Source organism: Bradyrhizobium sp. 1200_D9_N1_1, from assembly GCF_052075915.1.
Classification (GTDB): Bacteria; Pseudomonadota; Alphaproteobacteria; order Rhizobiales; family Xanthobacteraceae; genus Bradyrhizobium; species Bradyrhizobium diazoefficiens.
Map to the genome: position 1 here is coordinate 4,412,056 of NZ_CP197226.1, position 25,370 is coordinate 4,437,425.

A 25,370-nucleotide genomic window follows, 5' to 3' on the forward strand; every position below is an offset into this window, starting at 1 on the left:
CGGGTCACGATAATTATGTTCTCAGTTGATCACCTTAACGTTCTTCGGTCCGCCGAGATTGAGAAGATCGCCGGGCATCTGCGGCCGGCTGGCGCTCGGGTTCTTGAAGTCGGAGCGGGCACCGGGCAGCAGGCGGTGGAGCTCAAGCGTCGCGGGTTTCAGGTCGAGGCCATCGAGATTCCAAGCTCGAACTACGCACAGGATCGGATGTTTCCGATCGTCGATTTCGACGGCCGGCGCATTCCATTCCCGGATGCGAGCTTCGATGTCGTGTTTTCGTCCAACGTGCTCGAACATGTGCCTGATCTCGTCCAGATGCACAGTGAGATCAAGCGCGTCCTTAAGCCGACCGGATATGCCCTGCACGTTCTGCCTACGCATGCCTGGCGGTTCTGGACGACACTCTCCGCGTTCCCGACGGCGGTCCAGTACGCTGGCACCATCGGCGATCAGCTCAAGCCGCGCTGGCCTCTCTCTCTTGCGGAAATCAAACGCCTGGCGGGCGCGTGGCATCCGGCTGGCCGGCACCTTGCGGCTCCCTTCGGCCAGCGCCGACACGGCGAGCGCGGCAACATCATCTCCGAAACCTGGATCTTCCACCCGAGCTGGTGGCGCCGGAACTTCTACGCCAACGGGTTTGAGATCATCAGGGATGAGCCCATGGGGCTGTTCTATACCGGAAACATGACCTTCAACACGCGCTGGACCCTGGAACGCCGCGAAAGGCTTTCGCGCGTGCTCGGCAGCGCATGCCATCTATTCGAGATCAAGAGCCGGGAATCGCGCGTCGCCGGGAAGCCAGCCGCAACGGGCCACTAGACCGGGATGTCTTCGAACCATTCGGAGGGCACAGCCGTGCCCTGGCAACAACGGCAGAGAGCGCAGACGTGTGTGGACTAGCTGGGTTTATCGATCTGGATCGTCGCTTTGCGCCGGTCGTGCGCAAGCGCATCGCTCGTGCCATGGGACTTGCGATAGAGCATCGCGGGCCGGATGACTGGGGCGTGCTCGACGAGCCTGACGCAGGTCTCGTCCTGTCTTTCCGGCGGCTCGCGATCATCGACCTGAGTGAAGCCGGGCATCAACCTATGGTGTCGAGTTCCGGCCGCTCCGTCATTGCGTATAACGGCGAGATTTACAACGCAGCCGAGATTGCCAGGGAGCTGGAAGCAAAAGGACATCGCTTCCGGGGACACTCGGATACTGAGGTCATGCTGGAGGCGTTCGAGGCGTGGGGAATCGACGCCACGCTGCCGAGGCTGAACGGCATGTTTGCCATCGCCTACTATGACCGCGTGCATCGGCGCCTCACGTTGATTCGTGACCGCATGGGCAAGAAACCGCTCTACTTTGGAAGATCGAATGGCGCCTTGTTCTTTGGCTCGCAACCGAAATCGTTCTTCGCGCTGCCGGGGTGGTCACCCGAGGTCGATCGAACGAGCCTTGCCGCCTTCATGCGCTTCGGCTACGTGCCTGCCCCACGCTCGATCTATTCCGGTGTCGAGTGCCTGAGGCCGGCCGAGCGCATCGACTTTGTCGAGGGTCGAATTACGGATAGAAGCCTCTACTGGAACATCCGCGAGCTGGCCGCTGCCGCGCAGCGCGCCCCGGTGTCGCTTGGGGATCATGAGGCCAAGACCAGGCTTCAGGAGTTGATCGACGAAGCGGTTGCCAGGCGCATGGTGTCGGACGTTCCGCTCGGAGCCTTCCTGTCGGGCGGCATCGACAGCTCCACGATCGTCGCCTCGATGCAGAAGGCCTCGAGCAGGCCCGTGAGGACCTTCTCGATTGGATTCCAGGAAGCCGAATACGATGAATCGCAGCACGCTGCGGCCATCGCGCGTCATCTGGGGACGGACCATCACCAACTGATCGTGTCGCCATCCGATGCAGTGGAAACGATTCCGCTCATTCCGGACTATTATGACGAACCCTTCGGGGACGCGTCGCAAGTGCCGACTTACCTCTTGTGCAAGCTGACCCGGCGCCACGTCACCGTCGCTCTATCCGGAGACGGTGGCGACGAGCTGCTGGCCGGATACACGCGTTACCGGATCGCGAACGAAGTCCTCGGTGCGACCAAGGTGGTACCGCACGCGTTGCGGCCGGCAGCGATGGCCGCGTTGCGAAATATGCCCAACGCCGTATGGCGAGCGCTCGAGCCACTCACGCCGAAACGATACGGACAGTCGCCGCTCGCCGGCAGAGCCAAGAGGTTGGCCGATCTTCTGGCACGAGGTGCAGAGGAGCGCATCTTCCAGGGGATCGTCGGACAATGGCCGGATCCAGGGATGATTGTACGAGACGTGCTGCACGAGGACGATCCGATCTGGTTCGGTGCTCTCCGCGACGACCTCCCCAAGCCGATACGTCGTTTCCAGATGCTCGACACGCTGACCTATCTGCCCGACGACATCCTCGTGAAGGTAGACCGGGCCAGCATGGCTGTTGCCCTCGAGGCCCGCGTGCCGCTCCTCGATCAGGGGGTCGTCGAGTTCACGCTGGGTCTGCCGGAGCATATGCTTGTGCGCGGCGGCGAGGCGAAATGGCTGTTGCGCCAGGTGCTCTACGATCGTGTTCCGAGAAACCTCATAGACCGGCCCAAGACCGGCTTCATGATGCCAATCGACCAATGGCTGCGGGGTCCGTTGCGGGAATGGGCGGAGGATCTGCTTGATCCGAAGAGAATGGAGGCCGACGGCATCCTGAATCCCGTCCCTATCCGCGAAACTTGGCAGCAGCATTTGTCCGGTCAGATCAATTGGCAATATCGTCTTTGGTGCGTGCTCATGTTCCAGGCCTGGAAGCGCCGGTGGATGGACGGCGCGCAGGCGACGGCGGCACGACTTGCGCTGAATTGAGATTGCGGCGCTTTAACGCGACCCCGACGGAGGTTCGATCGATCGCATGACCAGCCGCGCGCGCCTCTGGCGACTTCCGTCGCCTCAACGGACCGTGGGATTCAGGCAGGTTGTGGAATTGCCTGACGGCGTTCCGGCGGGCGACAGCGTCATGACGCCGAACGTGTCGACCGCGAGGCTGTTTGAAGATGGACTCGAGCTCGGACCGGCACACGCCCTGCATTCCGAGATCGAGACGCTCGGAGGGGGACGCTTCTCGCACTGGGGGCGTCAGCTATATCTTTCGTCGTCAGACGGCACTTCGGCGAGCGAAAACGGCCGTCGCTACGAACTCTTGGTCGAGCCCGAAGGCGAGGGTGCAGCTCGCATGCTGCGCGAGGCGTCCAACGCCGTTTCGTCGCTCCAGACCGATTATCAACGTTTCGAGCTGGCGGAGCGGCTGTTCAATCTGCTGGTGCCCAGCACGAGAATCAGCGAGTTCGGCCGCACATATTTCGAGGACCCGGAGTTCGCCGCAATTTATGAACGGTTCAGCGAAGGAAACTATCGGGCCTATGATCGCCGGTGGACCGTGGCACAGCTTGCGCGACATGCCATATCGCTCGGAGGCGCGTTTGCCGAATGCGGTGTCTATCGCGGCGCGACGGCATACCTCACGGCAAAAGCGCTCCACTTGCATGGAGCGCCGCACCTCAAGCTGCACCTTTTCGATTCTTTCTCCGGATTGTCCGCCCCCTCTTCGGTCGACGGCTCTTATTGGCGGGCCGGCGACATGGCGTCGGGCCTCGAAGAGGTTCGTGCAAACCTGGCCGAGTGGTCGGATCGCGTCGTCATGCATCCCGGCTGGATACCCGAGCGCTTCCTCGACGTCGCGGCAGACCGGTTCGCCTTCGTTCACATCGACGTCGATCTCTTTCAGCCGACGCGCGAGAGCCTCTCGTTCTTTTACCAACGGATGCTCCCCGGCGGCATCATTCTGTGCGACGACTACGGATTCGCGAGCTGCCCGGGAGCACGTACCGCCATGGACCAGTTCTTCGCTGACAAGGACGAGGAAATTATCCATCTTCCGACCGGCCAGGGGCTGGTCATCTTTCCCGGACGGTAGCGGCGCGGGAGAGGGCGGATCGCGCGCTCGCCCCGTTTGGCGCGCTTCGCGCGCGGCCTGACGCCGAAGGCACGTCGTACTCGTGGAGCGGTCTCGCAGCGCTTGGCGTAGAAACGAATAGGAAAGGCTCGCGAGCCCTATTATGACGTGATCGCCCGTCATTTTTCCCTCTGTCGCGTCCACACCCGTGTCGGGATACGCGATCGGGCACAGCAAGCACTTCGGCGGCATCAGGTCTCGATCCTTGCTCTGCATACGGCGTTCGATCTCGACGCGCCACGCCTCCGAGAAGGCCCGACATCTCGACATTGCCGAAGCCGTCTTGCGAAACGACGAGCTTAACTCGTCCAACGTCTTGAACCGCAGCCGCGGCGTGAAGAAGCGTTCCCGGACCAGCCCAACCTGGTTCTCGACCTGCCCCTTCTCCCAGCCCGAGGCCGGCGTACAAGCCACCGGGTCGACCAGATAGTGGCTGCACATCTGCAGGAAGCGGCGATTGTAGCGACGGTCCTTGCCGACGAAGATGGTCTCGACCGCGGTCTTCATGTTGTCGTAGATGCCGCGGCTGCAGGTGCCCTTGAACAGCGCGAACGCCCGGTCGTGGGCGTCGAACACCATCTCCTGGGTCTCGCGCGGATAGGCCCGCACGAACAGCATGCGGCTGTGACAGAGCCGGACATGGGCGGCCTTCACCATCACCGTGGTGCCGCTCAGCAAGACCACCTCGTGGCTCCAGTCGAACTGGTAGGCTTCGCCTGGGGCAAAGCTCAGCGGGACATAAGCGGCCGCGGTCGATTGCCCGCGTTCCTCGCTCCACCGTCTGGCGTAGCGCCGCACCGCATCGTAACCGCCGCCATAGCCGCGGCCGCGCAGCTCTTCGAAGATCCGGATCAACGTCAGCTGTTCACGAGCCGATTTAGCCGCGTTCGCCGCCAGCAGCCCCTCAAGCTCTACTGCCCATCGTCCCAGCTTTGGCCGCGGCTGCACTTGCCGCTCGTACTCGAAGGAGGTCTCCCCCGACCTCAGCACCTTCCGGACCGTGTTCCGCGACACCTTCAGGTCACGGGCAATCTCCTTGATCGTCTTGCCCTTGATGAAATGCTCGCGCCGGATCCGGGCAATCGTCTCCACGATCAGCATCCCCCACCACCTGCTTCGTTCCAAAGCAGGCAGCGCAACAGACCAATCTGTAGGGGGTCAATTTTGGACGCCGATCCCCCGGCTCAGGGGGTCAATATTGCAGGCCGAATGACAGTCTGGGGCGGGTTGCACGGAGTGCTGCTATCGGTCGAGCGCGCCGTGACTGGGGGTATTCCGCTTAAAACGAAGACGTCGTTGAGTCGGCGGATCCTAATGAATTTCTTCGTATTCCAGCTCATCGTGATGACCTGGATACCCTTCCGGGCCGATAGCGTTGCGGCCGCGGAGCAGCTCGTCGTTACCATGTTTTTCGGTCCTGCGGGCGTTCTGACCTTTGGCGAGGCGCTGGTTTTCGTAGGCATGGCGGCGGCCTGGATCTGGCAGTTCGTTGCCCAGGCCGTTCCGCTGCGCGAGGTTTTCCTCTCGGCGCCGCTGCATGCGAGGGCTCTTGTCTATTCGCTGTTGATCATCGCGATCGCGATCATCAACAGCGACCAGCCGCAGACCTTCATCTACTTCCGGTTCTGAACAGAGGTCATCAGGTGCGAACTGTTCCGGGTGTGTGACGGAGACGCCGCGATCTGCGATCAATTAACTCAACGCGATTTTTCATCGGCGATTTGGGCCTGGAGAGACGCTTCAACGAGTCTCGGCCCGAGATTGGCGACGGAGGTCGCGTAGATGTCGGAGGAGCCTTCAACTAGCATTTCAAGTGCCTCGAAACGAACGTCATGTTTGTGCTGGTTGGTATCGGCGACTGCTGCAGTGACAAAAAAGCTGCCGGCTCCCAGATTGGCTTGAAAGCGGATAACGACCTTCAGCATTTCGCCGGCCCTCATCGGTGGAATCGGCTCGCAATTGCCGGTCTGCATGTCCCAGCCGAACAGGTCGAGACCGCGCTTGTCCCGGACGAGCCATCCAAATACGAGGGGACCTACGTCGGCGTTGGCCTTGATCCGGCAAGCGAGGTGATATGTTCCGAGGCTCTTGACGCGACTGATCGGTCGTCCATCAAGGTCCGTTATCGCAATGGCCTCGATCTGTGCCAAGTGGTCGCCATAACGGTGTTCGGCAGGACCGGCCTCACCTGCCGGCGGAGTGAACCAACCGTCGGACCCAGCTTCGAGAAGGACTGTCTCCACCGTTTCCGCAGGCGGGGGCAGGGACGCACGGGAAGCGTCGTCTCCGGTTCCGTGCCTCTCGTGTTCGCGGCGTTCATCGATCGATGCCGCGGGACCCTCAGGCAGCGAGACCGTCTGCTTCGGGGCAAACAGCATCTCGTGGTAGATGTTGCATACCTTCTGCGGTGGACCGTCGGCGATAATACGCCCTTTCTCCAGCAGGATGGCCCTATCGCAGATCGAGGCGATCTGGTTTGTGTCATGGCTGACCAGCAGGATAGCCTTGCCGCGACGCTTGAAGTCGCGCACACGGTCGAACGATTTTACCTGAAAGCGCGCGTCGCCGACGGCGAGTGCCTCGTCGATGATAAGAATGCTTGGATCGACGCAGGTCGCTACGGCGAAGGTGAGGCGAGCCTGCATTCCGCTGGAGAATGTCCGAAACGGCTGGTCGATGAAATCGCCGACTTCCGCGAAGGCCACGATTTCATCGAACCGCTTCTCGATGTCGCGGTGCTTCAGGCCGAGGCACATTCCACCCAGGTAGATATTCTCCCTTGCGGTGTATTCCGGTGAGAAGCCTGTCCCGAGCTCTAGGATCGCTGCGATTCGTCCCCTAACATCTACGGTCCCTGCCGTGGCATCGAGCGTACCTGCCACGATCCGCAGCAGCGTGCTCTTGCCCGCGCCATTGCGACCCATGATGCCAGTAACCGAGCCTGGCGGCAGCTCGAAGGAAATATCACTGAGAGCCTGAAATTCCGTGTGACGGCGCCTAAAGGCCAGTGCCTCTAGCAGCATGTCCGATGGACGGCGCCACACGCGGTAAGTCTTGCCGAGTCCCGAAACGCGAACGGCTGCGGGCGTCCCGATTGCGGTCTTATCCATGGTCAGATTGCATTTCCGAAGCTGGGCTGAAGCATGCGGAAGAAGCGCCAACCCGTTGCAAAAACGAAGACCGAAAAGACGCTGGCAACAAGCCATGACCAGGGATGCGTGATGCGGTCCTCGATCAACACGTCGCGAAAGCACCAAACGAGATGGCTTGCCGGACTGGCATAGAAAATCGGCAAGAGCCATTTCGGAGTCGAGGCCGGCGAATAGAGGACCGGATGGAGGAAAAGTCCAATCGAGGTTGCGAACGTCACGATCTCGCGGACGTCCTTGACGAATACTCCGATCGCCGCGAGGATATAGGCGAGCCCAGCCATTGTGAGCACATAGATGACAAGGGCGGCTGGAAGCAAAACGATGGCATGAGGGTGCAACCGCCCCGCAAGTGCAGAGATCACAAGAACGACTGCGAGGCCGACTAGGAGCTGGGGAATACTTGCGAGTGCCACCCGCAGCGGGAGCACCTCTGATGGGAAAACGATTTGCTTAACGAGGCTCGCGTTTCCCGATACGGCACCCGGCGCTCGGGAGAGCACATCGGTCATGGCCAACCAAGGCACCAAGCCTCCGAGCACATAGGCGGTATAGCCATTTCCCGAATCGTCTACTCCAAGCCTTTGTTGAAAGATGAAGGTAAAGGCAAAGACGTAGGTCGCCATGGCCAGCAATGGCGTGCCGATAGTCCAAGCAATTCCGAGGATCTGTCCCGCGTACCGGTCATGGAGTTCACGAATCGTCATGTGGAGGACAAGTCCTCCGTTGTGGCGAATGGTTAATAGGCCGTCGCGCAGCGCCAGCAGGGTCCCGATGGGACTGAAGATGCGCGCCGCGATCATGAAGTTCTCTCCGTCATCATCCTTCAACCCCAGAAAAGCGAGATAACATTGCAATCCATGAGGGAATAGAGCCGGTCTCGCTCTCCACAGCCGATATCTCGCTTGACCATCCAGTACAAGGCTAGACCGGTCCGCTGGGGGGCCAAATGGTCAAAAAGTCGAAGCTCGGCTAACTTGATAGCGGTGCCTAAAGTTGGTCGGGAGACTGATCAGTGGCTTCGGATGGACCGCGACCTGACCATGCTGTCCATGTCCGGTGCCTTTCTGGAAGCTCCCTTTCGTCCTGAGTGCCTGTACGGCACCGCCGCGCAGGTGATAGGACTGCCAGGTTGAGCCGCCCAGGAGTCGTCCGTTGCGTGTCAGGCAATTAGCAGGTCATTTGCAAATCGTGCGGCCGCATCTTCGACGGGTGTTGCCTGCGCGCCTGCACCACTTGGCCGGTCATGCTGGTCGTTGGCTGGTACGCCGTATCGAGGCGCGTATGTTGGATGCGCCGGTTGCACTCCCGACTTTGCTGTCCGCGCCGTCGTGCACGAACAGTCGATACGCGACGCCGCTTTCGATCGCTATTGTTGGTGAGTCCCTGTTAGCGGGTGGGGCTGAGCGTCAGATTGTCAACCTCGCGCGTGAACTAGCCGCCCGGAACCGGGCGGTGTTGGTCTTGACACTGCGGAGTGAAGAGCGGCGCGAATTGCGGTTCTTTCTCGATGAGGTGGCTGGCCTAGAGCGGCTGGTGGTCCGAAATGCAATGCCTCTGGCGAATGCAGCGCGCCGTCTGATCGAAGTAAGCGGACAAAGCCATTTTGACGCATTCCGAGAAAGTTTGAAGTGGGCGCCCCTTGATGTCAGGGGCGACATCATTCGTCTTGCTGCTGAACTGCATGCAGCCCGCCCGGACGTCGTGCATGGGTTCCAGGATGCGCCCGGTATCGGCGCGGCGTTCGCGGCGCTCGCCGTCGGCACACCGCGGATCATCGCAAGCGGCCGAAATCTTCATCCGGAGCACTTTAGCCACGCGCGGCCCTACATGAGAGCAGCCTATCGAGTTCTTGTAGAGCACGGATCCGTACTGCTAACCAACAACAGCGCGGCGGGAGCCCGGAGCTACGCAGAATGGCTCTCCATCCAGACCAGTGCAATCCGTGTTGTACGGAATGGAATCTCGACCCAAGCTTTCGTCGTCCCGTCAGCCGAGGAAATCGCGGCATTCCGGAAAAAAATTGGGCTGCTTCCGGGGGAGTTCCTCGTGGGAGGGATGTTTCGCCTCCAGGAGGAAAAGCGGCCTCTGCTTTGGCTGGAGGCCGCAGTTAATGTACACCGAAAAATTCCCAACACGCGGTTCGTAGTATTTGGCGAGGGCACTATGCGGAACCAAATTCTGAAGGCCTCCACACGCGCGGGGTTTAAGGACCGCCTCCTTATGCCTGGAAACACGAGTGAAGCGCGAGTCGCGATCGCGGCGCTCGACGTCCTACTGCTGACCTCCTCGATCGAGGGAACTCCAAATGTTCTGCTCGAGGCAGGCAGTCTTGGTGTACCGGTCGTCGCGACAGACGCTGGTGGCGTTCCAGAGACGATGATCGATGGGGAGATGGGTCTACTTGTGAGGGAGGATAAGGTTGGGAAGCACGGGATGGCAGCTGCGTTAGCCGACGCTATCGTGAGCGTGCTGGCCGGAAGGATTAGTCGAGGTCAAGCCACCGTAGGCCCTGATTTCGTTAGGGCGCGATTCGGCCTTGAACGAATGGTTGAAGAAACTTTGGCTCTTTACGAGGAGCCAACCGCTTGATTGCATTGCCAGGGGGCCTCGTTGTTGTTCCGGTTGCGTTCATCCTTGACGGGAGAACGTAAAGAGGGTTCAAGCAAAAGTAGACGCTGGCAGGTAGACCGGCCGCTCAGTCGAGCGCTTCAGTCCATAGCCTAGAGGATTCTGATGACGCGCTGTGCTTACCCATGGCAACAAATGATCATCGATCTCACTGGCGAGGTCGTGCCGTGTTGCTATTGGTCTGGCTACGGGAATTTCGGGAAACCGCTTGGCAACTCCAATGCCAACTCACTGGATGAGATTTGGCATGGGGAAGCGTATAACGATTTGCGAAAGAAGGTTGCCTCGGGGCAGCTAGAGGGGCACCCATGCGGCAATTGCCTCGCCTACCGATCAACTGGGACGTTTCCAGGTTTCAGCTGGCCTGTCGAGTATGCCCACGAATCCGGCTTTTGCTACCTTACCAAAATTCCGGAAGCCTTCCTCGCGAAAATCGGGGGTGCCGACGACGCGGTCAAGCTTTTGGAGGACGGCAAGCCGCTTTCTGGTGGGAATGCGCTGCACGAGGACATTCGCAAGATCGGTAGAGGCCGATACTCGGTTTGGAAGGGGTGGCTCTACTTCTCATCCTCCGACAACGCTGATCCCATTGCGTCCGGGCGGACCTATGAACTCGTTCATGATCAGTCGCGCGTTGCGATCAGCGGGCTGGTCGCTGAATCGACGTCAGGGCGCAATTTGAAGGCTGCCTATAGCGAGTATGAAGCTGGCAATGCCGAAATCTTTGCCGAACCCAGTATGATCTCGCTGATTTCTACGGCGGACTGCAATATTGATTGCCCGAGCTGTAGTCAAAACGTCGTTCGAGTCACCAAGGTGCAACACCGGCCTGAAACGGTTCCCTCCGTGTTAGCCAAGGTGCCGTATTTGACGCAGTTCATTTGGCATGGTGGAGAGCCCTATCTGATCAAGAAGTTCCGCTCCTTCATTGACGGCTTCGAGACTGCTGACAACCCCAACCTCGCATTTGGCTTCACATCGAATGGCACCATGATCACGCCTGAGGAAGCTCTGAAGCTCGCCAAATTTCCCCGGATAAACGCGTCTGTTTCGATCGACAGCTTCAACCCGGCGACCTTCGAACAGATTCGGGCAGGTGCGAAGTTCGACAGGGTTTGGAGCAATTTCAAACGACTGCTTGATACTTATGACGCTCCCAGCCGGATCTATTCAGTGGGAATGATTGTCTGCAAGTCGAACATGTCAGAGCTCGCAGATAACATTGACTTTGCTATCCAACACGATGTTGGACTTAATCTCTCTCCGGTTGTTATCTATCCCGTCACCGAGCAATTGAACGTTTTCTCGGATTTTTCGAGGCAAACGAAGGGATGGCAAAGAGCCATTAACAATGCGAAGGAATTAGTTCGCGCTGCGAAGCTGCGTGGACGCCCTGCGGTTACTCGCGTCGATCCTGAAGGCATGTTGGTCGAAATCGAGAGGCTCCTCAATGCCGCCAAAGAGGATTATTCGGACACCGTCACAATCGTCTGCGAAATCGAAGATGCTTATGGTTCGCTCGTCAAGATGCGACGACCGGCCCTGATTGCCTACACCGCCGGTGAACCGAGGGCGTACGTGGAATTGGCTGCGGGAATGCGTGAGGGTTTGTTACGAGTGCCTCGTAAGTACCTTCGAGATGAGAAGGTGGTGCGATTGGACTTCGTACACGACGTCATGGAGCCTGCGAGCAATATTAGTTCAGGGTCGTTTAAGACGGAGGATGGTGTAACGCTTACTGTAAATTACCTCCTTCCGAAATTCAGTGGGGTACAGAGGCCGCGCAACATAAACTGGGCGAATTATGGGGACTCGACGACCGATGGTCATCACATAACGGATCCTGTTCAGATCTTCGAAATTTATCGCAGCTTATATGCCCCAGAATTTACTGAGACAGCCGTCGCGACCGCCGGATACGAGCGCAGAGCAATCAGCTTGATGAAGCAGTTGGCGCGGTACGTCCGAACGTAAAGGTCGATGCACTAAGGTAATACTAGGTTTTTGGGGCTCGTATAAGAAGATCGTCCAGAATGGTGGGCTATCGCAATCCCTGGAAGGACGCTGGGCTTCCATAAGGCGGAGTGCTTGTTTTTCTTCCTCATGGTCGAGGAAGCAACCGGTAAGAGATGCGAGCCGCCTTTGAGCATCGACCAGGTCTAGAACACTCTGCATTATCGGTGCGGCTGACGGGCTTCCCGCCATAGTGCGCAGGAATGCTGCGGCTACATTGGCAAGTTGTCGCGCTACCTGTTGTTTAGTCCGAGCGATATCGATGTCGCGGTCCGCATTTTGGCTAATCAATCTGGGCACGAACGGTTCGCCTTCTCGTTCTCGGCTCGTCACGCAATATGCCTCTATTTCCTTTGGTGTTGGTCTTCTGCGCCCAAATGGTTAGGTTTTTCTCTCCGGACGTCGGCGGGCTGATAGCGGTGACCGCCTATTTGCAAGGCCTTTCATGATCGGTTGGCAGAGAACGCCAATGGCCTTGGCTCGTCGCACGGCCGATTGATATCGCTCGCGAGCGAACTGGGCGTCACCCCCGGCTATCATGAATCCCCACAGCTCGTTGTCGGCCGTCTCGTACATGTCGCGAAGGACTCGAGCCAGTGCACCGTTGTTAGTTTTGAGGGAAAGTTTGATCGTGTGCCCTCGTTCGTCGACCTTCTGAACCTCTGTTGGTATCCGGCGACGATAAAAATAGTTGCCTTTCAGGCAGAGCAGGAGAGCTGGCCCCGGTTGTTTGGACAGCGCCCCGCTGGATTTAAGTGGATTCCTGCCGGGTTATGCTGAACGCGGGGCTTTACGATTTTGTCGTTGCGTCGGGAGGGCGTAGCCCGACCAGAGCGACGACAAAATCGTCGGCGACGGTCATGCGGCCATCACCATAGCTTGCGTGCCGAAGTAAGCCTCGTCGGGCGTGCGCCCGTCAAGGCTCGAGTGAGGGCGTCCCTGATTGTAGAAGGCCAGATACTTGGCAATTGACGCTCGCGCCTCGGACACGCTGTCGTAGGCGCGGAGATAAACTTCTTCGTATTTGACCGTGCGCCAGAGCCGCTCGACAAACACGTTGTCGCGCCAGGCGCCCTTGCCGTCCATGCTGATGGCGATCTTCGCGTCCAGCAGCACATCGGTGAACTCGAGGCTGGTGAACTGGCTGCCCTGATCCGTGTTGAAAATCTCGGGCCTGCCGTGCTTCGCCAACGCCTCCTGGACCGCTTGGACGCAGAAGGCCGCCTCCATTGTGATCGAGACGCGATGGGCCAGGACCCGTCGGCTGAACACATCGACGACCGCCGCGAGATAGACGAAGCCACGCCGCATCGGAATGTAGGTGATGTCCATTGCCCACGCATGGTCGGGCCGCTCGATCTTCAATCCGCGCAACAGGTACGGGTAGATCTTGTGACCCGGAGCCGGCTTGCTCGTGTTCGGGCGACGATAGACCGCCTCGATCCCCATGCGCTTCATCAGCGTCGCGATGTGGCGGCGACCGGCGTATACCCCCTCCCGCCGCAGCAACGATCGCAGCATACGCGCTCCCGCGAAGGGATAATCGAGATGCAGCTCATCGAGCCGACGCATCAAGGCAAGGTCCTCGGCCGAAACTGGCCGAGGTTCATAGTAGACCGTGCTGCGAGCCAGCTTCAGGACCTTCGCCTGGCGCACGATAGAAAGATCATGACCGCGGTCGATCATCGCTTTGCGCTCAGCAGGCCCGCCTTGGTGAGCGCGCCGGACAAAAAATCGTTTTCCAACGCCAGCTCGCCGATCTTGGCATGTAACGCCTTCAAATCGACCGGCGTCTCGGCCGATGTCTTGTCATGCCCAAACACGCCGGCGGCGCCTTCCAGGAGCTGGTTTTTCCAGATCGTGATCTGGTTCGGATGAACATCAAACAGTTGCGCCAGCTCCGCCAGTGTCTTGTCTCCTTTGACCGCAGCCAAAGCAACCTTCGCCTTGAATGCCGGAGAATGCGTCCGGCGGCTCTTCTTCGTCATCTTCGCTCCTGATTCGCAGCAAGAATCCTCGCCGCTGTCAGGCAGAAAATCCACTCAAGCTACTGTCCGAATTTGCGGGGCCAGCTCTCAGGTAACGGTCGGGATCGAGAGCACTCTTGCGGTTTCGGCCCATTGTCTGCTCGGGATTGATTTGGTGCGTCGAGAGCCTTTCGTAAGCATGACCTCGACCTCCAGCCATAGTGATTTGCAGGTACACCTAGCCGCGGGGAACGGTGGCCAGGCGCAGGTCGACGTCGAGCTGCTCCGGAGTCGGCAGTTCGAACGGCTCTGCTTCAATACCTACGATTTGGGCGACCCATTCAATTTCAACGTCATTGAGTGGATCTACATGCCGCGAGTTGAGGTGAAAAAGGTTATGCTTGGCCGCAGGCGTGATGTGCCTCCACCAAGTGGTTCCGTCGGTCAGATGAGAGATGAAATTCTCGTTCGAGCCTTGGCGGATCAGAACGTCACTGCTCATGGGCTCCAACCTGTCTTCGCGATAAACGAGTAGCCATCCGCGCATTTTTCCGTGCCTGATGTTGAGCGCGACCGAGCCGGGTGGCAGGTGGGGGCCGCCGGCAACGCGGCGGCCGGTTTGCCCGAACGAAATCTCATCGTTGGGTGTGATCGATCCTACGACGAGCAAGGGCTTCGCGGCCCAGCCGTAGGCATCCGCCGCGTAACTAAAACCGAGAACTTCCTTAGGAACATTGAGGGCGCGCGCGATCTGCGCGGTGCGATCGGTATCGAGCCAGGTATCGCGCTCCTCAAGCTTGCGGATCGTTTCGCGCGAGACGCCCACGTTCTTAGCGACGTCCTCAAGGGTCATGCCGGCGCGCCGACGATAATACCTGATCGAATTTGAAGGTGGAGCGGTGTTGAGGCGACTGTCGCGCGTACGAATACTGTTCCTCCCAGCGCGCAGGCGCGCTTCGGACGCGACTGGGTGTGTGGGGGAGTAGATGCGGCAAGTGGCCTCGATGATCTCGTTCTTTGGCGACTCGGTCACGATACAATCGGTGTTAAGGATTTCTGCATTTCTCTGAATCAGTCGCTGCAATTGTAGACGATAGTCAACATATTCCAAGCGAAAAATGAGACTCATAGTCCGTAGACCGATAATCGACACGTCGGCCTGCTTCCGGAATGGAAGATGAAACGGGCATCGTGGACGTAGTGGCAGTGGCTGTGCGTAAGGCCCGCAAGGGCTTGGGGTGGTCGCAAGAGGATCTAGCTATGGAGGCGGGCCTCGACCGGACCTATATCAGCCAAGTAGAGCGGGGCACCCGCAACTGCACGGTTGTGGTCCTGGCTCGCTTGGCGCGTGCGTTAAAGACCACCCCTGACCAGTTGCTGCTCCCTCAAAAGAAGAGTCGCACCTAATTCGAAACCCACCGCTGTCGTGCCTGGTCATCTTTGGGCATGGGCCGAAGCGGAACCGATTGGTAAATCGGGATTGCGTCGGCTCAATGGATCGCGTTGGGCAAGGATGTTGTCGGATGCGGCGCCTTTTGGCGGTCGTAGCTCATTTGGGGCAAAACTAAAGGAGAGCTCAAACTTCGATAATCGGTTGGGGACAATCGCGCTTTTTTCCCCAAGAAGTGGTTGCAGAGTCCGCAGCCTTGCCTGCGGCTCTTCTGGGGGACCAGCTCCGGCGCGCCTTCTGAGCGCCGGGGCGCGGTCTGGCTGTCGTGGCGCCTTGAGCGCAGTCCCATGACATTCCCGGAAGTGATCTTCCGTCATGACGAGCTTAGCTTCGGATATCCTCCTCCGCCCCATGGCGGCGGCAATCGTGCCGAGAAACCCCAGTGGCGTAGCTCGCGAGGCGGGGAGTACATCCGGATAACGTACATTCTCGAAGCATTTGCAGGACGCGGGTGTTCCACTTAAGGTCGCCAACCCCTACGCAGAAGGGACTTAGTCATGCACGAACTGGTGACCAAGGCCGATATCAGCCGCGCCCTCGAAAACCTCAAGAGTAGCCTGACGATCAGGCTCGGCAGCATCGTCGTTGCCGGAGTCGCAGCGCTCGCGGTGATCTTGGGGCTGCACTGATCCACTCGCCTATTCTTCCCCCTTCCCAACAGGCCCGTTCGCGGGACGCCACGTCCGAGGTCGTAGACGGGCTGGCGCAGCGCGCAACTGACACCGACGCCAAGGTCACCCGTCCTTGCTGCAGGACTTCATCGCCGCCAATGCCACCAGACGCTTCGACGCGCAGCTTGCTATGCTGCGGCTAGGTGTCGCGCAAGTGCGGTATTATGGCGCAAACGCCACAAGAACTTTGAACGGTCGCGCCCATCTCCACCGCAAAGGAGATCAGCATGGCGCGACGTAGACCGACGCAGAACCCGTACACGCGCCCGGCCATCTTCACCCTTGAACGGCTTCATGCCGAGCTAGGCGGGGCCATCCTTGAGAACCGGCAGAAGTGCGATGAGATGAGTGAGCAGATGCGGCAAGTGGAAGCCGTCATCAAAATGCTGGACCCGAACTACAACCTGGCTGGTATCGCCGTGAAGCGGCGGAAGCCGAACAAGTGGTTCAAAAGGGGCACTCTATATAAAAGGGCCGTGGACGTGCTTAGGGCGGCCACGGAGCCGATGACCACCACGGAACTGGCGAAGGCGGTTCTTGCCGCCCATGGCGTTCAGGACGCCACCGGCGACGATGTGCAGAGCATCGCGCTGGGCATTCAGCACAGCCTCAAGAACAACGAGGGGAGAGGCATCGAGCGATCTGGCGAGGCCAATCCAGCGAGGTGGCAACTGGCTGCGCGGGACGACCTAGAGCGGCCGAAATAGGCTTCGGAAAGCATCCCAGAAGCAAATTTGCGGCGGTTGGCCCGCCTGCTTGGCTAGGGCGTAAATCGCCTGAAATCTCTGTATTCGTGCGCGCATGGTTCACCCACATTCGAGTAACGACACCATGGGCGCGTCGGGGCCTCCCCATGGGAAGGCAGCATTCTTGAAGCACAAGCTGAGGGACGGCGAAGTTACCTATGCCGAGCTAGCCAAGCGGCTCAGGAAGCATGGGCTAAAGGAAACAGAGGCCTCAATCACCAATAAGTTGGCGCGAGGGACTTTCCCCGCAACATTCTTTCTTGCGTGTGTTGCAGCCCTAGAACTCGAAGGGGTAGCATTGGAGGAAATCTAAGGAGCTGGAGGTTGAGTGCGTCACCAATGGCTAATCTGGTCGCTATTCGCGGCCGTGATGGGTTTCGCGCTGGGCGGTAGCGTTGTCTGGGGCTTTTTGTACTCACCCCAACAGCAAAACTCCCCCAACAATCATCAGCCCGACGATCATACCTCCGAGAAGGAAAGCAAGAACAGGTTTTGGGAAAAGGCCCAAGAGGACCCCACGGCCTATTTCACTCTTTGGCTTGTCGTTTTTACGGGCGTTCTCGCTGTCTCCACAATTGGACTCTGGGTTGTGACCGCGAAGGGCACTAATACCCAAGCTCGCGATACTCGCATTCTGCAACGCGCCTATCTCACTGCTGAACCCGCCGGGATAGTTGCGTCCGGCGGCGCATATTCGTGCCACCCCAACATAACCATTCGCAACGTCGGCAATCTGCCAGCAAAAAAAGTCAGATGGGTTATCACCCATGCCTTGAATGAGAGCGACCGATTCAATGATTTCCCCATCGATGAAAGTGCCGCTGAGGGTGACATTTCTCTGTCGCCCGGGATCGCGATGACGCAAGGCGGCAAGACAATCAAATTCGACCGGAGCGAATTTGGAAAGTACAACCGACTCTTCATCTACATCTGGGGCATCATCATCTACGACGATGGTTTCGGTGAGATCAGACACTCTCGCTTCTGCCATCGGTATAATGGCGTCAACATTGACGTCCTCTTCACTAAAATGGGGGCAGTCAGCATTGTGAGCGGTCATCAAATATTGGTCGAATACGCCCGTCTCCACCGCTATGGCAACGACGCCACATAGAGCAAAATATCGGACCCCACGCATCATTCATTCCTTTCAAGAATGAACGGCATTAGGTGCGAACGGACAGGCCGTTAGGCTTGTGGCGTTTGCGCTATAATACCGCGCAAGTGTACCTGCGGCGGCGCCGAGCGGGCCTGCGGGCGAGCAACACTCCGGCCGAGGGCAACGCCAAACGGCTCTCAATAAAAACGCCCCGCTCTCCACGGGCAGAGAAAGCGAATCCGCGTTCCGCGGTGCTCTCGCGGACAAACCCTAACGGGCTCAAATTCGAACCAATGCGTTACGGGGCTATTGTGTGAGTTGTAGGCCCTCTGCAGACAACAGCCTTTGCATTCACTGAGATGGTTGGCTGAGGAACACTGGACTAAGGCTCCTCTTGCCAGCGATCTTGGACCTCAATCCTGATTCTACGATGCTCAAGAAATTGGGTAGTCAGTCCACGGGTGGGGCCCGCTGCCCGATGGCCTTATGCGCTCAACTTTCTATTTTGATCCGATGCAATCTAGGGGCGAGTAAATTTTTTCTCGTCACGAAGGTGGGCTTATCTATTTGATATTGTGTGTGTTTTGTACGTGAGGTGCCCCCCCTTGCCAAGGCTGGCATGCTGTTGCAGGTCCGCTGCTCATGCAAGACGCTGATTTCGTTGCGATAATTGTCGATTTGCAACCACAGCTGACTGCACCAATTTGGTGCAAAAAGACAAGTGATATCAGATACTTATATCTTTTAATTGGATCTGATTTGCGTATATCAGAGAGGTATCGCAACGGACCTCCTGTGAGCCTATGCCAAGGCCAGAAATCGTTCAAATGCCGGTACGGCTGCCCATCGAGGTCCGCGCGTTCGTCCAGACGCAGGCCGAGCGCAACATGGCTACGATGAACTCGACGATTGTCATGATCATACGCGCTGCCATGGTTGCCGAGCAGCGATCAGCGCCAGACGACGCGGGCCAAGGGGCCTGATGTTGCATCTCTGGACCACTGCCGAAACTGCTGCCCACCTTAAGGTCACTTCTAGGCATGTGCTCAAGCTGGTGGCCGCCGGTCTGCTGGGTGCTATCAATGTTGGCCTAGGCTCGGTGCGTCCAAGGCTGCGGTTCGATCCCGATGAAATCCGAGCCTTCAACACACGCCGCCTGCAGGCAGGGGCAAAAGTGCAATGTCCACCGTCTACAAAGACCCGAAAAGCCCATTTTACCAGTGCGATATCTGGATCTCAGGTCGTAAGTTTTCTCGATCAACAGGAGCAGCATCGAAGATCGAAGCACGGCGCCGAGCGGTCGAGATAGAGAAGGAGCTCCGTGACCAGCTAAGTAAGGCGAAGGCGTCGGAAGAGTCTCTCGCGCTCGACCACGTCGCCGGGCGTTACATGCGCGATGTGGGTAACCACCATGCCGGGGAAGGGGCTTCGATCACGGCGATCAAGATTTCCCTCCTGATTTTCTTCTTCGGGGCAAACCGCTCGATGGATACGATCAGCGACGCTGACGTATTCAAGCTGGTCAATTGGCGCCGTAATCACCACGTCGGCGAATGGCGTCGTAACAAGGACGGCAAGTGGATCCATCGCGAGCCCGGTCCGAACACCAAGCTGATCTCGCCGTTCACCGTCAACGACACCACGGAGCAACTGAAGAAGTTGTTCACATACCTTAAAAACTCCGGCGTCAAGCTGGAGACGCCGCCGAACTTCAAGAACGAGCAGTTCTGGCTCGTCGAGCAAAAGCCCCGCCCGCGGGCGCTGTCGGACAAGGAACGCACGGGCCTTAATGAGGCGGTCGGGAGCCGGATCGACGCCGAGCCGTTAATCCTGTTCAGCCGTATGACCGGTAAACGCAAGGCTGAGTGCCTGACACTACAATGGTCTCACGTAAAATGGGACCGCGACATTATCCTGCGTTACGGAAAGGGCGGCGCGCTGGTCACGATCAGAATCACGCCGGCCATCCGGGCGATCCTGAAGTCGCTGGAGGGGCACCACTCGAAGTTCGTGTTCACCTACGTGGCGCAGCGCACAACCACAGTCAGACGCAAGGACGGCGAGGAGAGGATCATCAAAGGCCAGCGCTATCCGTTCACCAGAGACGGCCTACGGCGGATTTGGACTAACATTCGCAAAGAGGCTGGCATCCCGGTGGCCGGCGAGGATCGCTTCCGGTGGCACGACATTAGGCATGACTTCGCCATTGGTTTCATCAAACGGAACCCGACCGCCCATGGCATGAAGGCGCTCCAGACGGCGCTCGACCATGCCGACTACGAAACCACAGCCAACACCTACGCGGCGGTGCTCGACGCTGATGTCGCCGACACCGTCGAGGCCTGCGCGCAGGAGCTACTTCGGGAGCGAATGGCCGCTCGCGCCAGGAGCGCTGCACCACCTGAAAAAGCACCGGAGCCGCAGCAGAAAGCGGGCATAAGTAAATGATAAGTCAAAGAAAATTACCTCCAAGCTCGCATGTCTGGGAGACTAGGGGTCGGAGGTTCAAATCCTCTCGCTCCGACCATTTTTTCCAACTCATCTGTCGGGTGGATTGAGGGGCGGCGTGGAGCCGGCTCCCGCCGGTGACGCATGTGCGATCGATGGCGGGTGGCCGCGTCGGGGGGCGGCAAACTAAAATGCCGAAAACAACCCCATGCACAGTAGCGAAGCTGTTGGCGAATCATGTTTTTCCGAATCGGTTTGACCCGTCGGGCAAAACAAGGGCATGATGTCATCGTGGCAGCCCGTCGGATGGAGGAGTATCTACGACAGCTGCTTCATGCGTTGCGTCGCAGGGGGCTGGGCGCGCGACTTCGGGAGCGGAGTTGTCTTCTCCCCGGCGCAGATCTTCGCCGCCGAGCGCGAGAACGTCGAACGACGAGCGGACTTTCAACCAAATTCTGCGGAAGCTATCGCGCGGCGGCTGTAACACAAATGAGATTGGCACGCGATCAAGCAGGATGATCTGTCGATGCGGTCTTCTCTTGCGCACTTGGAACGACATAGGACCGATTGGCGCATCTCAAACAGCGCCGCTGACCTATTGATCTGCATCATGGCGCTTTACGGCTTTAGTGGTCCGCTTCCTCTGCTGTCAGCTAAGCTGGGAGAAGATCATGACAATCAAATACGTTCTCGCAGTAGCGCTCGTCATGCCACTCCTGATGGTGTCCAGCATTGCGCAAACCGTGGATCGGCACACCTATCAGGGCGGCCCAAAAACAAACATTCCTCATGCCACACGTATGACAACCGCGAGCAGCGCATTCGCAATGGCACCTTCCGCAGTCGCACCAAAGCCCAAGCGTCAGCATTTTTATAGCGGCGGGCCACAAACGGTCGTGCCGCATTCCTATTGAGATAAAGATAAAATACTCGGCAGTGGTCGAGAGCGGCTTTCTTCTGGTTGCACCGCGTGGGATCGCCGTCACGTTATCTAGTCACATGGGCGTGAGAGTGTAAGCGACACAGTCCGGCCGAGTAGCAATTGACGGCGCGAAGCGCCTTCGATTTGGCTCTTTGGGGTGACCGCAGCTTTTCGGAGGAGGTTCGAAATGTATACGCGCGTTCTACAACTCACGATATCCGCTCTCATTCTATCGTATGGCACGTTCGGTGCCTTTGCACAGAGCCAAATGACACCGCAACCAGATCAGCAACAAATGCAATCGCAATCGCATCCCATGGGCCAGGAAGGCGTGGGTACGACGGGACACGGAAGCATGCCGGGCGGCGGCATGATGGGACATATGATGGGGCGCAGCATGATGGGTGGAGGCGCGATGGGACCACCTTTTATGATGCGTATGATGTTCGCTCTGATGGACGCCGACGGCGATGGGACCATCTCACTGCAGGAGTTTCAGGCAGCTCACGAACGAATTTTCAAGGCAATGGACAGCAATAAAGATGGCAAGCTTACGTTAGAGGAGATGCAAACGTTCATCCACGGAACCAGGTGATCGGCTGCCCGCGGATGGCGCGTCGTCCCGTGTGCCATCTGCTCCTACAATGGATCTTTCCTGCTGATGAAACGAAGCCTTAAGCCTTCAGGTCCGCGATCCGCATAATCGCGACCACGTTCGCGTCGTTGTACGCTTGTTCTTTTGTCTCCTTGTTTACGTCACCTGCCGCGTCCACGCAGACATTGCAGCCTCGTTAGGAATGGCCGCAGTTGGCCCGAAGCCGGCTGCAAATGAGGGGCAGAGCATGTCCGCTCTGCCCAGTTAGTTTAGACGTCGACCTGCTCTGCAATTGCGAGTGCATCGTCGACTTCAATTCCCAGGTACCGGACGGTGCTCTCGATTTTGGTTTGCCCCCGGCGTGGGAGCACGACGAGCCTGTTTCCGTTTGAAGCCTTTGAACGAGCTGGCCATTGGGCTTGCGATGATCGGAGAGGCGCGTTTCGCCAGGAATTTGTCTGGCCCTCCGCGATGCGGCGACCGCCCTCGACGTGAGACGGCCCGCCTGCGCGAGCGGCTCATGCAGGTCATTGGATGGCTCCATCCCTTGAAAGGCGCCCGGGAGCATCTAGATAACATCCATAAGCCATCCAAGGGGATGGTAGATGGATGTTTCGCTATGCCCGCTAATGTGCACGAGCTGCGACCCAAGGCCCCCGACACTGAGAAGATCACGATCAACCTTGGCTATGTCGACCTCGGTCACGTCGATCTTATGGTGCAGGAAGGATTTTATTCGAACCGGACCGATTTCATCCGGACAGCAATCCGGAACCAGCTCGAGCGACACGTAGAGGTCGTCAGACAGTCCACGGCCCGGAAGAAGTTGGACCTCGGGCTGCGCAACTACACTCGCGAGGATCTCGAAGCGGCGCGGCGCGCCGGCGAGATGCTGCAGATCAATGTTTTGGGCTTAGCCACCATCGCCCAGGACGTCACTCCCGAGTTGGCTCGCGCCACAATCGCGTCGGTCTCGGTGCTGGGGGCCCTTCACGCCACTCCCGCGGTCAAGGCCGCACTCGCCGACAGAACGAGGTGAACGATGCTGAATCAAGACATAGTCCGCGAAGCAACCCGCCTCACGCGTGCCGGCCAACTGGTCAAGGCCACCGCGCTGCTGCAGCGCATGCTCCAGGGCGGTCGCGCTCTAAGACCGGAGTCTCGCAGCGCCTCTCAGGCTCGGCTCCCGCGGCTCGATCCGCTTACCATCGACGCCACGGCCGACGTCGTCGAGGAGCGGAAAGCTCCGCAGATTGCGCCGGCCCGCTCTGCTCAGGGACGCAGACACTCCTTACCGCTCGACGGCATGCGGGATTTTTCCGGACTCGGCCTGCGCAGTCCGATCAAGCGCGCCCCTCTGTCCCCATCGGACATCGTGCCCGAGGGCACACGGTTTATCGCCGGTACCTTCAGTAACGCCGCGGGAAGCCGGACCTACAAGCTGTTCATCCCAAGCCGCTGTCAGGGACAACGGCTTCCCCTGATCGTCATGCTTCACGGCTGCACCCAGTCGCCGGACGATTTCGCGGCCGGTACCCGGATGAATTTCCTGGCGGAAGAGCAGAATTGCTTCGTGGTCTATCCTGAGCAGCCGAGCGGAGCCAACCAGGCGAAGTGCTGGAACTGGTTTCGCACGGGCGACCAGCGCCGCGGCGGGGGCGAGCCCTCGATGATCGCCGGCATTACCCGCCAGATCATGCGCGACCATGTGATCGATCCGAAGCGCGTATACGTCGCGGGTCTGTCGGCCGGCGGGGCCGCCGCCGCCATCATGGGCGCAACGTATAGCGACCTGTACGCGGCCGTCGGTATTCATTCAGGCCTCGCGTGTGGAGCCGCGAGCGATCTCCCCTCCGCGTTCGTGGCCATGCGGCAGGGAGGCGGCTCCAGGGCAATTGCGGACGGCATAACTTCTGTGCCGACCATCGTTTTCCATGGCGATCGTGACACTACGGTGCATCCAAAGAATGGCGATCAGATTATCGAGCAGTCCGCCGGGGCAACGAGACCGACGACGAAGGTACTTCGCGGACGCGTACCCCACGGCCATGCCTATACTCGCACCGTCCTGATTGACGGGGCCGGTCGGGCGATATCCGAACACTGGAACATCGACGGCGCCGGACACGCGTGGTCAGGCGGCAGCCCCGCCGGGTCCTACACTGATCCGCAAGGACCGGATGCGACGAGGGAAATGCTGCGCTTCTTCCTCGAGCATTCGCTCGGTGGATAGTCTGGCTTGTTCTCAGACTGACGCCGTTGAGCATGGGTCAGGAAGATCGCCAGTTAGACGTTTGTTGGTTGGAGTTGCTACCCAAAATCATCGTCGACCTCGTAGAACGTGCGATTGATGCGGGACTCCAACGATGCACGGGTTTGGAACGCTACGTCACAAAGCCTGTTGTCCTTTCAGAAATGACCGTTTTGGTCGCACCCCCATTTTCGTGGAGCGTCAGATGAGCAAACGCAAACCGGCGACAGCGCCAAAGCGCGCCCGCAATCCGAAAATGGCCGCGCGGGCCCAACGGAACAAGCAGGCCATTGTTAGAAGCCCGAAAGAGAATTTACTTCACTCTGCTGCGGCAGTCTCGGTCGAACCGCCTCCTGAGCTTCATGATGATCCTAAACACGAGGTTTCTATCATTGAGCCTCGGGTGGATACCTTACCAGGTGACCTCAGTCAGAGAATGACGGATAGCGATCCAACGAAAGGCTTTGCTTTAGCGACGGCAAACATACAGGCGTATCAAGCGAAGCTTCTTGAGATAGCCGGGGCCAACGCGCAATTTGCTTTTGAATTCGGCCTTAGACTTGCGACGATCAGGTCACCAACTGAATTTTTCGGCGTCATTACGGAATTTACAAGCAGACGGGTCGATATGTTCGCGCAGCATTCGAAAGAACTGGCGGCATATCCGTTCTGGCGCATCAAGCCGCCCCGAGAGCTCACGGCTCTGCCGGGACGATAACTGCAAGCCGTACCCGCTGCGGCAAAGCTTGTCGTTCTGATCCTCGGCGGCGACAAGGCGCTGCCCCAGGAACGCCGGCCTCTCCATCGTCGCGCAATGACCGCGCGCTGCGCATCATGTTCCCGATGATCTCGGAGGTCGCCGAATTCAACAGGAGGCCCGCCGGTTCACGCTGGCGGGCCTTGGTGACTAAACCCGGCAAGGTGTATCCTTCCAAAGGGGCGGGCGGAGCTTGATTCGTCATGCTGGAAGCCATTCTCCTATTGCTGGGAATTGGGGCCGCAGCTCTCCTGCTGATCGCGTTTTGGGGACTGCATCGCCACGTATAGGCACAAAAAAAGCTCAGAGGCGTATCTGGCGGATCAGAAGCTCGCATGCCCGCCGCGTTTGGGGGCTACCTTCAGCTGCAAGCCCATAGCCGTGAGTACCCCCAGGACGGTAGAAAAATTCGGAAGCTGTTCGTTGCCGAAAGCACGATAAATGCTCGTACGCTGCAGCTCGGCCTTTTTCGAGATTTCTGAAATGTTGAAATCTTTGAGGGCCTGTCCGATCGCCCTGGAGATTGTGTGAGGTTCGGCCGAGGCGAATGCTTGGTTCAGCTCATCGGCGAGCTGCGAAGGTGTGACTGGTCGGTAGGTCTTCGTCACTCGAGCCTCCCAACGCACAAGGCCGGCTCAAAGAGCCGGCCTTGTTCGTTTGCAT

General features: G+C 58.8%; 24 protein-coding genes and 2 pseudogenes. 18 read left to right on the top strand and 8 right to left on the bottom strand.

The features are described from left to right. Nucleotides 1-15 precede the first annotated feature (15 nt). The 3 genes from AB5K84_RS21255 to AB5K84_RS21265 all read left to right on the top strand — a co-directional run bounded on the left by AB5K84_RS21255 (nucleotide 16) and on the right by AB5K84_RS21265 (nucleotide 3,969). Nucleotides 16-819, top strand: coding sequence for a methyltransferase domain-containing protein (locus AB5K84_RS21255; RefSeq protein ID WP_441232625.1), 804 nt, complete (start codon nucleotides 16-18; stop codon nucleotides 817-819). A 68-nt stretch (nucleotides 820-887) separates the two neighbouring features. Further along, nucleotides 888-2,861 (top strand): asparagine synthase (glutamine-hydrolyzing), encoded by a 1,974-nt coding sequence (gene asnB, locus AB5K84_RS21260; RefSeq protein WP_441232626.1) that lies wholly within the window; start codon nucleotides 888-890, stop codon nucleotides 2,859-2,861. Between the two features lie 367 nt (nucleotides 2,862-3,228). After that, nucleotides 3,229-3,969 carry a TylF/MycF/NovP-related O-methyltransferase gene (locus AB5K84_RS21265; RefSeq protein ID WP_441232797.1) on the top strand — a complete coding sequence of 247 codons (741 nt, stop codon included), beginning with the start codon at nucleotides 3,229-3,231 and terminating at the stop codon, nucleotides 3,967-3,969. 282 nt (nucleotides 3,970-4,251) lie between these two features. Here AB5K84_RS21265 and istA read toward each other — a convergent pair. Beyond that, a pseudogene (gene istA / locus AB5K84_RS21270) lies at nucleotides 4,252-5,109 on the bottom strand (IS21 family transposase); the annotation flags it as partial. Between the two features lie 63 nt (nucleotides 5,110-5,172). On the opposite strand from istA, the gene AB5K84_RS21275 reads away from it, so the two are divergent. After that, entirely contained in the window at nucleotides 5,173-5,637 is a 465-nt protein-coding gene (locus tag AB5K84_RS21275; protein ID WP_441232627.1) for a hypothetical protein, read from the top strand. 68 nt (nucleotides 5,638-5,705) lie between these two features. Here AB5K84_RS21275 and AB5K84_RS21280 read toward each other — a convergent pair whose 3' ends face one another. Then, the gene (locus AB5K84_RS21280) at nucleotides 5,706-7,118 is read right to left on the bottom strand and encodes an ABC transporter ATP-binding protein (RefSeq protein ID WP_441232628.1); all 1,413 of its coding nucleotides are present in this window, start codon (nucleotides 7,116-7,118) and stop codon (nucleotides 5,706-5,708) included. Nucleotides 7,119-7,120: 2 nt separating this feature from the next. After that, complete coding sequence (locus AB5K84_RS21285) at nucleotides 7,121-7,960, bottom strand: ABC transporter permease (RefSeq protein ID WP_441232629.1); 840 nt, start codon at nucleotides 7,958-7,960, stop codon at nucleotides 7,121-7,123. A 352-nt stretch (nucleotides 7,961-8,312) separates the two neighbouring features. On the opposite strand from AB5K84_RS21285, the gene AB5K84_RS21290 reads away from it, so the two are divergent. Together AB5K84_RS21290 and AB5K84_RS21295 are read left to right on the top strand one after the other, a co-directional pair. Then, nucleotides 8,313-9,749 (top strand): glycosyltransferase, encoded by a 1,437-nt coding sequence (locus AB5K84_RS21290; protein WP_441232630.1) that lies wholly within the window; start codon nucleotides 8,313-8,315, stop codon nucleotides 9,747-9,749. Between the two features lie 144 nt (nucleotides 9,750-9,893). After that, nucleotides 9,894-11,762, top strand: a complete 1,869-nt coding sequence (locus AB5K84_RS21295; RefSeq protein WP_441232631.1) for an SPASM domain-containing protein — start codon at nucleotides 9,894-9,896, stop codon at nucleotides 11,760-11,762. Between the two features lie 420 nt (nucleotides 11,763-12,182). On the opposite strand, the gene AB5K84_RS21300 is transcribed toward AB5K84_RS21295, so the two are convergent. From AB5K84_RS21300 to AB5K84_RS21310, 3 genes are all read right to left on the bottom strand, one after another. Then, a complete protein-coding gene (locus AB5K84_RS21300; RefSeq protein ID WP_441232798.1) occupies nucleotides 12,183-12,539 on the bottom strand; it encodes a DUF6538 domain-containing protein in 357 nt (118 codons plus the stop codon). A 120-nt stretch (nucleotides 12,540-12,659) separates the two neighbouring features. Beyond that, a protein-coding gene (locus tag AB5K84_RS21305) for an IS3-like element ISRj2 family transposase (RefSeq protein ID WP_085967575.1) occupies nucleotides 12,660-13,789 on the bottom strand; the annotation gives its coding sequence in 2 pieces (ribosomal slippage) (nucleotides 12,660-13,537 and nucleotides 13,537-13,789; 1,131 coding nt in all). Nucleotides 13,790-14,006: 217 nt separating this feature from the next. Continuing rightward, nucleotides 14,007-14,921, bottom strand: a complete 915-nt coding sequence (locus AB5K84_RS21310; RefSeq protein ID WP_441232632.1) for a helix-turn-helix transcriptional regulator — start codon at nucleotides 14,919-14,921, stop codon at nucleotides 14,007-14,009. Between the two features lie 17 nt (nucleotides 14,922-14,938). On the opposite strand from AB5K84_RS21310, the gene AB5K84_RS21315 reads away from it, so the two are divergent. The 9 genes from AB5K84_RS21315 (at nucleotide 14,939) to AB5K84_RS21355 (ending at nucleotide 21,699) form a co-directional block, all read left to right on the top strand. After that, nucleotides 14,939-15,175, top strand: a complete 237-nt coding sequence (locus AB5K84_RS21315) for a helix-turn-helix domain-containing protein (protein ID WP_441232633.1) — start codon at nucleotides 14,939-14,941, stop codon at nucleotides 15,173-15,175. 540 nt (nucleotides 15,176-15,715) lie between these two features. Continuing rightward, nucleotides 15,716-15,847, top strand: a complete 132-nt coding sequence (locus AB5K84_RS21320) for a hypothetical protein (RefSeq protein ID WP_441232634.1) — start codon at nucleotides 15,716-15,718, stop codon at nucleotides 15,845-15,847. A 269-nt stretch (nucleotides 15,848-16,116) separates the two neighbouring features. Continuing rightward, nucleotides 16,117-16,596 carry a hypothetical protein gene (locus AB5K84_RS21325; RefSeq protein ID WP_441232635.1) on the top strand — a complete coding sequence of 160 codons (480 nt, stop codon included), beginning with the start codon at nucleotides 16,117-16,119 and terminating at the stop codon, nucleotides 16,594-16,596. Nucleotides 16,597-16,720: 124 nt separating this feature from the next. Next, nucleotides 16,721-16,948: a DUF6471 domain-containing protein gene (locus tag AB5K84_RS21330; RefSeq protein ID WP_441232636.1), complete on the top strand. Its 228-nt coding sequence runs from the start codon at nucleotides 16,721-16,723 to the stop codon at nucleotides 16,946-16,948. Nucleotides 16,949-17,005: 57 nt separating this feature from the next. Then, a complete protein-coding gene (locus tag AB5K84_RS21335) occupies nucleotides 17,006-17,749 on the top strand; it encodes a hypothetical protein (protein WP_441232637.1) in 744 nt (247 codons plus the stop codon). Between the two features lie 812 nt (nucleotides 17,750-18,561). Then, nucleotides 18,562-18,717, top strand: a complete 156-nt coding sequence (locus AB5K84_RS21340) for an Arc family DNA-binding protein (protein WP_441232638.1) — start codon at nucleotides 18,562-18,564, stop codon at nucleotides 18,715-18,717. A gap of 196 nt (nucleotides 18,718-18,913) precedes the next feature. Beyond that, nucleotides 18,914-20,182 carry a tyrosine-type recombinase/integrase gene (locus AB5K84_RS21345; RefSeq protein WP_441232639.1) on the top strand — a complete coding sequence of 423 codons (1,269 nt, stop codon included), beginning with the start codon at nucleotides 18,914-18,916 and terminating at the stop codon, nucleotides 20,180-20,182. Between the two features lie 671 nt (nucleotides 20,183-20,853). Further along, nucleotides 20,854-21,096: a hypothetical protein gene (locus tag AB5K84_RS21350; protein ID WP_161534739.1), complete on the top strand. Its 243-nt coding sequence runs from the start codon at nucleotides 20,854-20,856 to the stop codon at nucleotides 21,094-21,096. A gap of 195 nt (nucleotides 21,097-21,291) precedes the next feature. Continuing rightward, complete coding sequence (locus AB5K84_RS21355) at nucleotides 21,292-21,699, top strand: EF-hand domain-containing protein (protein WP_038966332.1); 408 nt, start codon at nucleotides 21,292-21,294, stop codon at nucleotides 21,697-21,699. A gap of 269 nt (nucleotides 21,700-21,968) precedes the next feature. On the opposite strand, the pseudogene AB5K84_RS21360 reads toward AB5K84_RS21355, so the two are convergent. Beyond that, a pseudogene (locus tag AB5K84_RS21360) lies at nucleotides 21,969-22,055 on the bottom strand (tyrosine-type recombinase/integrase); the annotation flags it as partial. 263 nt (nucleotides 22,056-22,318) lie between these two features. Here AB5K84_RS21360 and AB5K84_RS21365 point away from each other — a divergent pair. From AB5K84_RS21365 to AB5K84_RS21375, 3 genes are all read left to right on the top strand, one after another. After that, entirely contained in the window at nucleotides 22,319-22,738 is a 420-nt protein-coding gene (locus AB5K84_RS21365; RefSeq protein WP_028171645.1) for a CopG family transcriptional regulator, read from the top strand. A gap of 3 nt (nucleotides 22,739-22,741) precedes the next feature. Next, entirely contained in the window at nucleotides 22,742-23,932 is a 1,191-nt protein-coding gene (locus AB5K84_RS21370) for an extracellular catalytic domain type 1 short-chain-length polyhydroxyalkanoate depolymerase (protein WP_011087760.1), read from the top strand. Nucleotides 23,933-24,155: 223 nt separating this feature from the next. After that, a complete protein-coding gene (locus tag AB5K84_RS21375) occupies nucleotides 24,156-24,668 on the top strand; it encodes a phasin family protein (protein WP_162494112.1) in 513 nt (170 codons plus the stop codon). A gap of 362 nt (nucleotides 24,669-25,030) precedes the next feature. Here the strand turns inward: AB5K84_RS21375 and AB5K84_RS21380 are convergent, their stop codons facing one another. Further along, complete coding sequence (locus tag AB5K84_RS21380) at nucleotides 25,031-25,315, bottom strand: addiction module antidote protein (protein WP_038966330.1); 285 nt, start codon at nucleotides 25,313-25,315, stop codon at nucleotides 25,031-25,033. Nucleotides 25,316-25,370 lie beyond the last annotated feature (55 nt).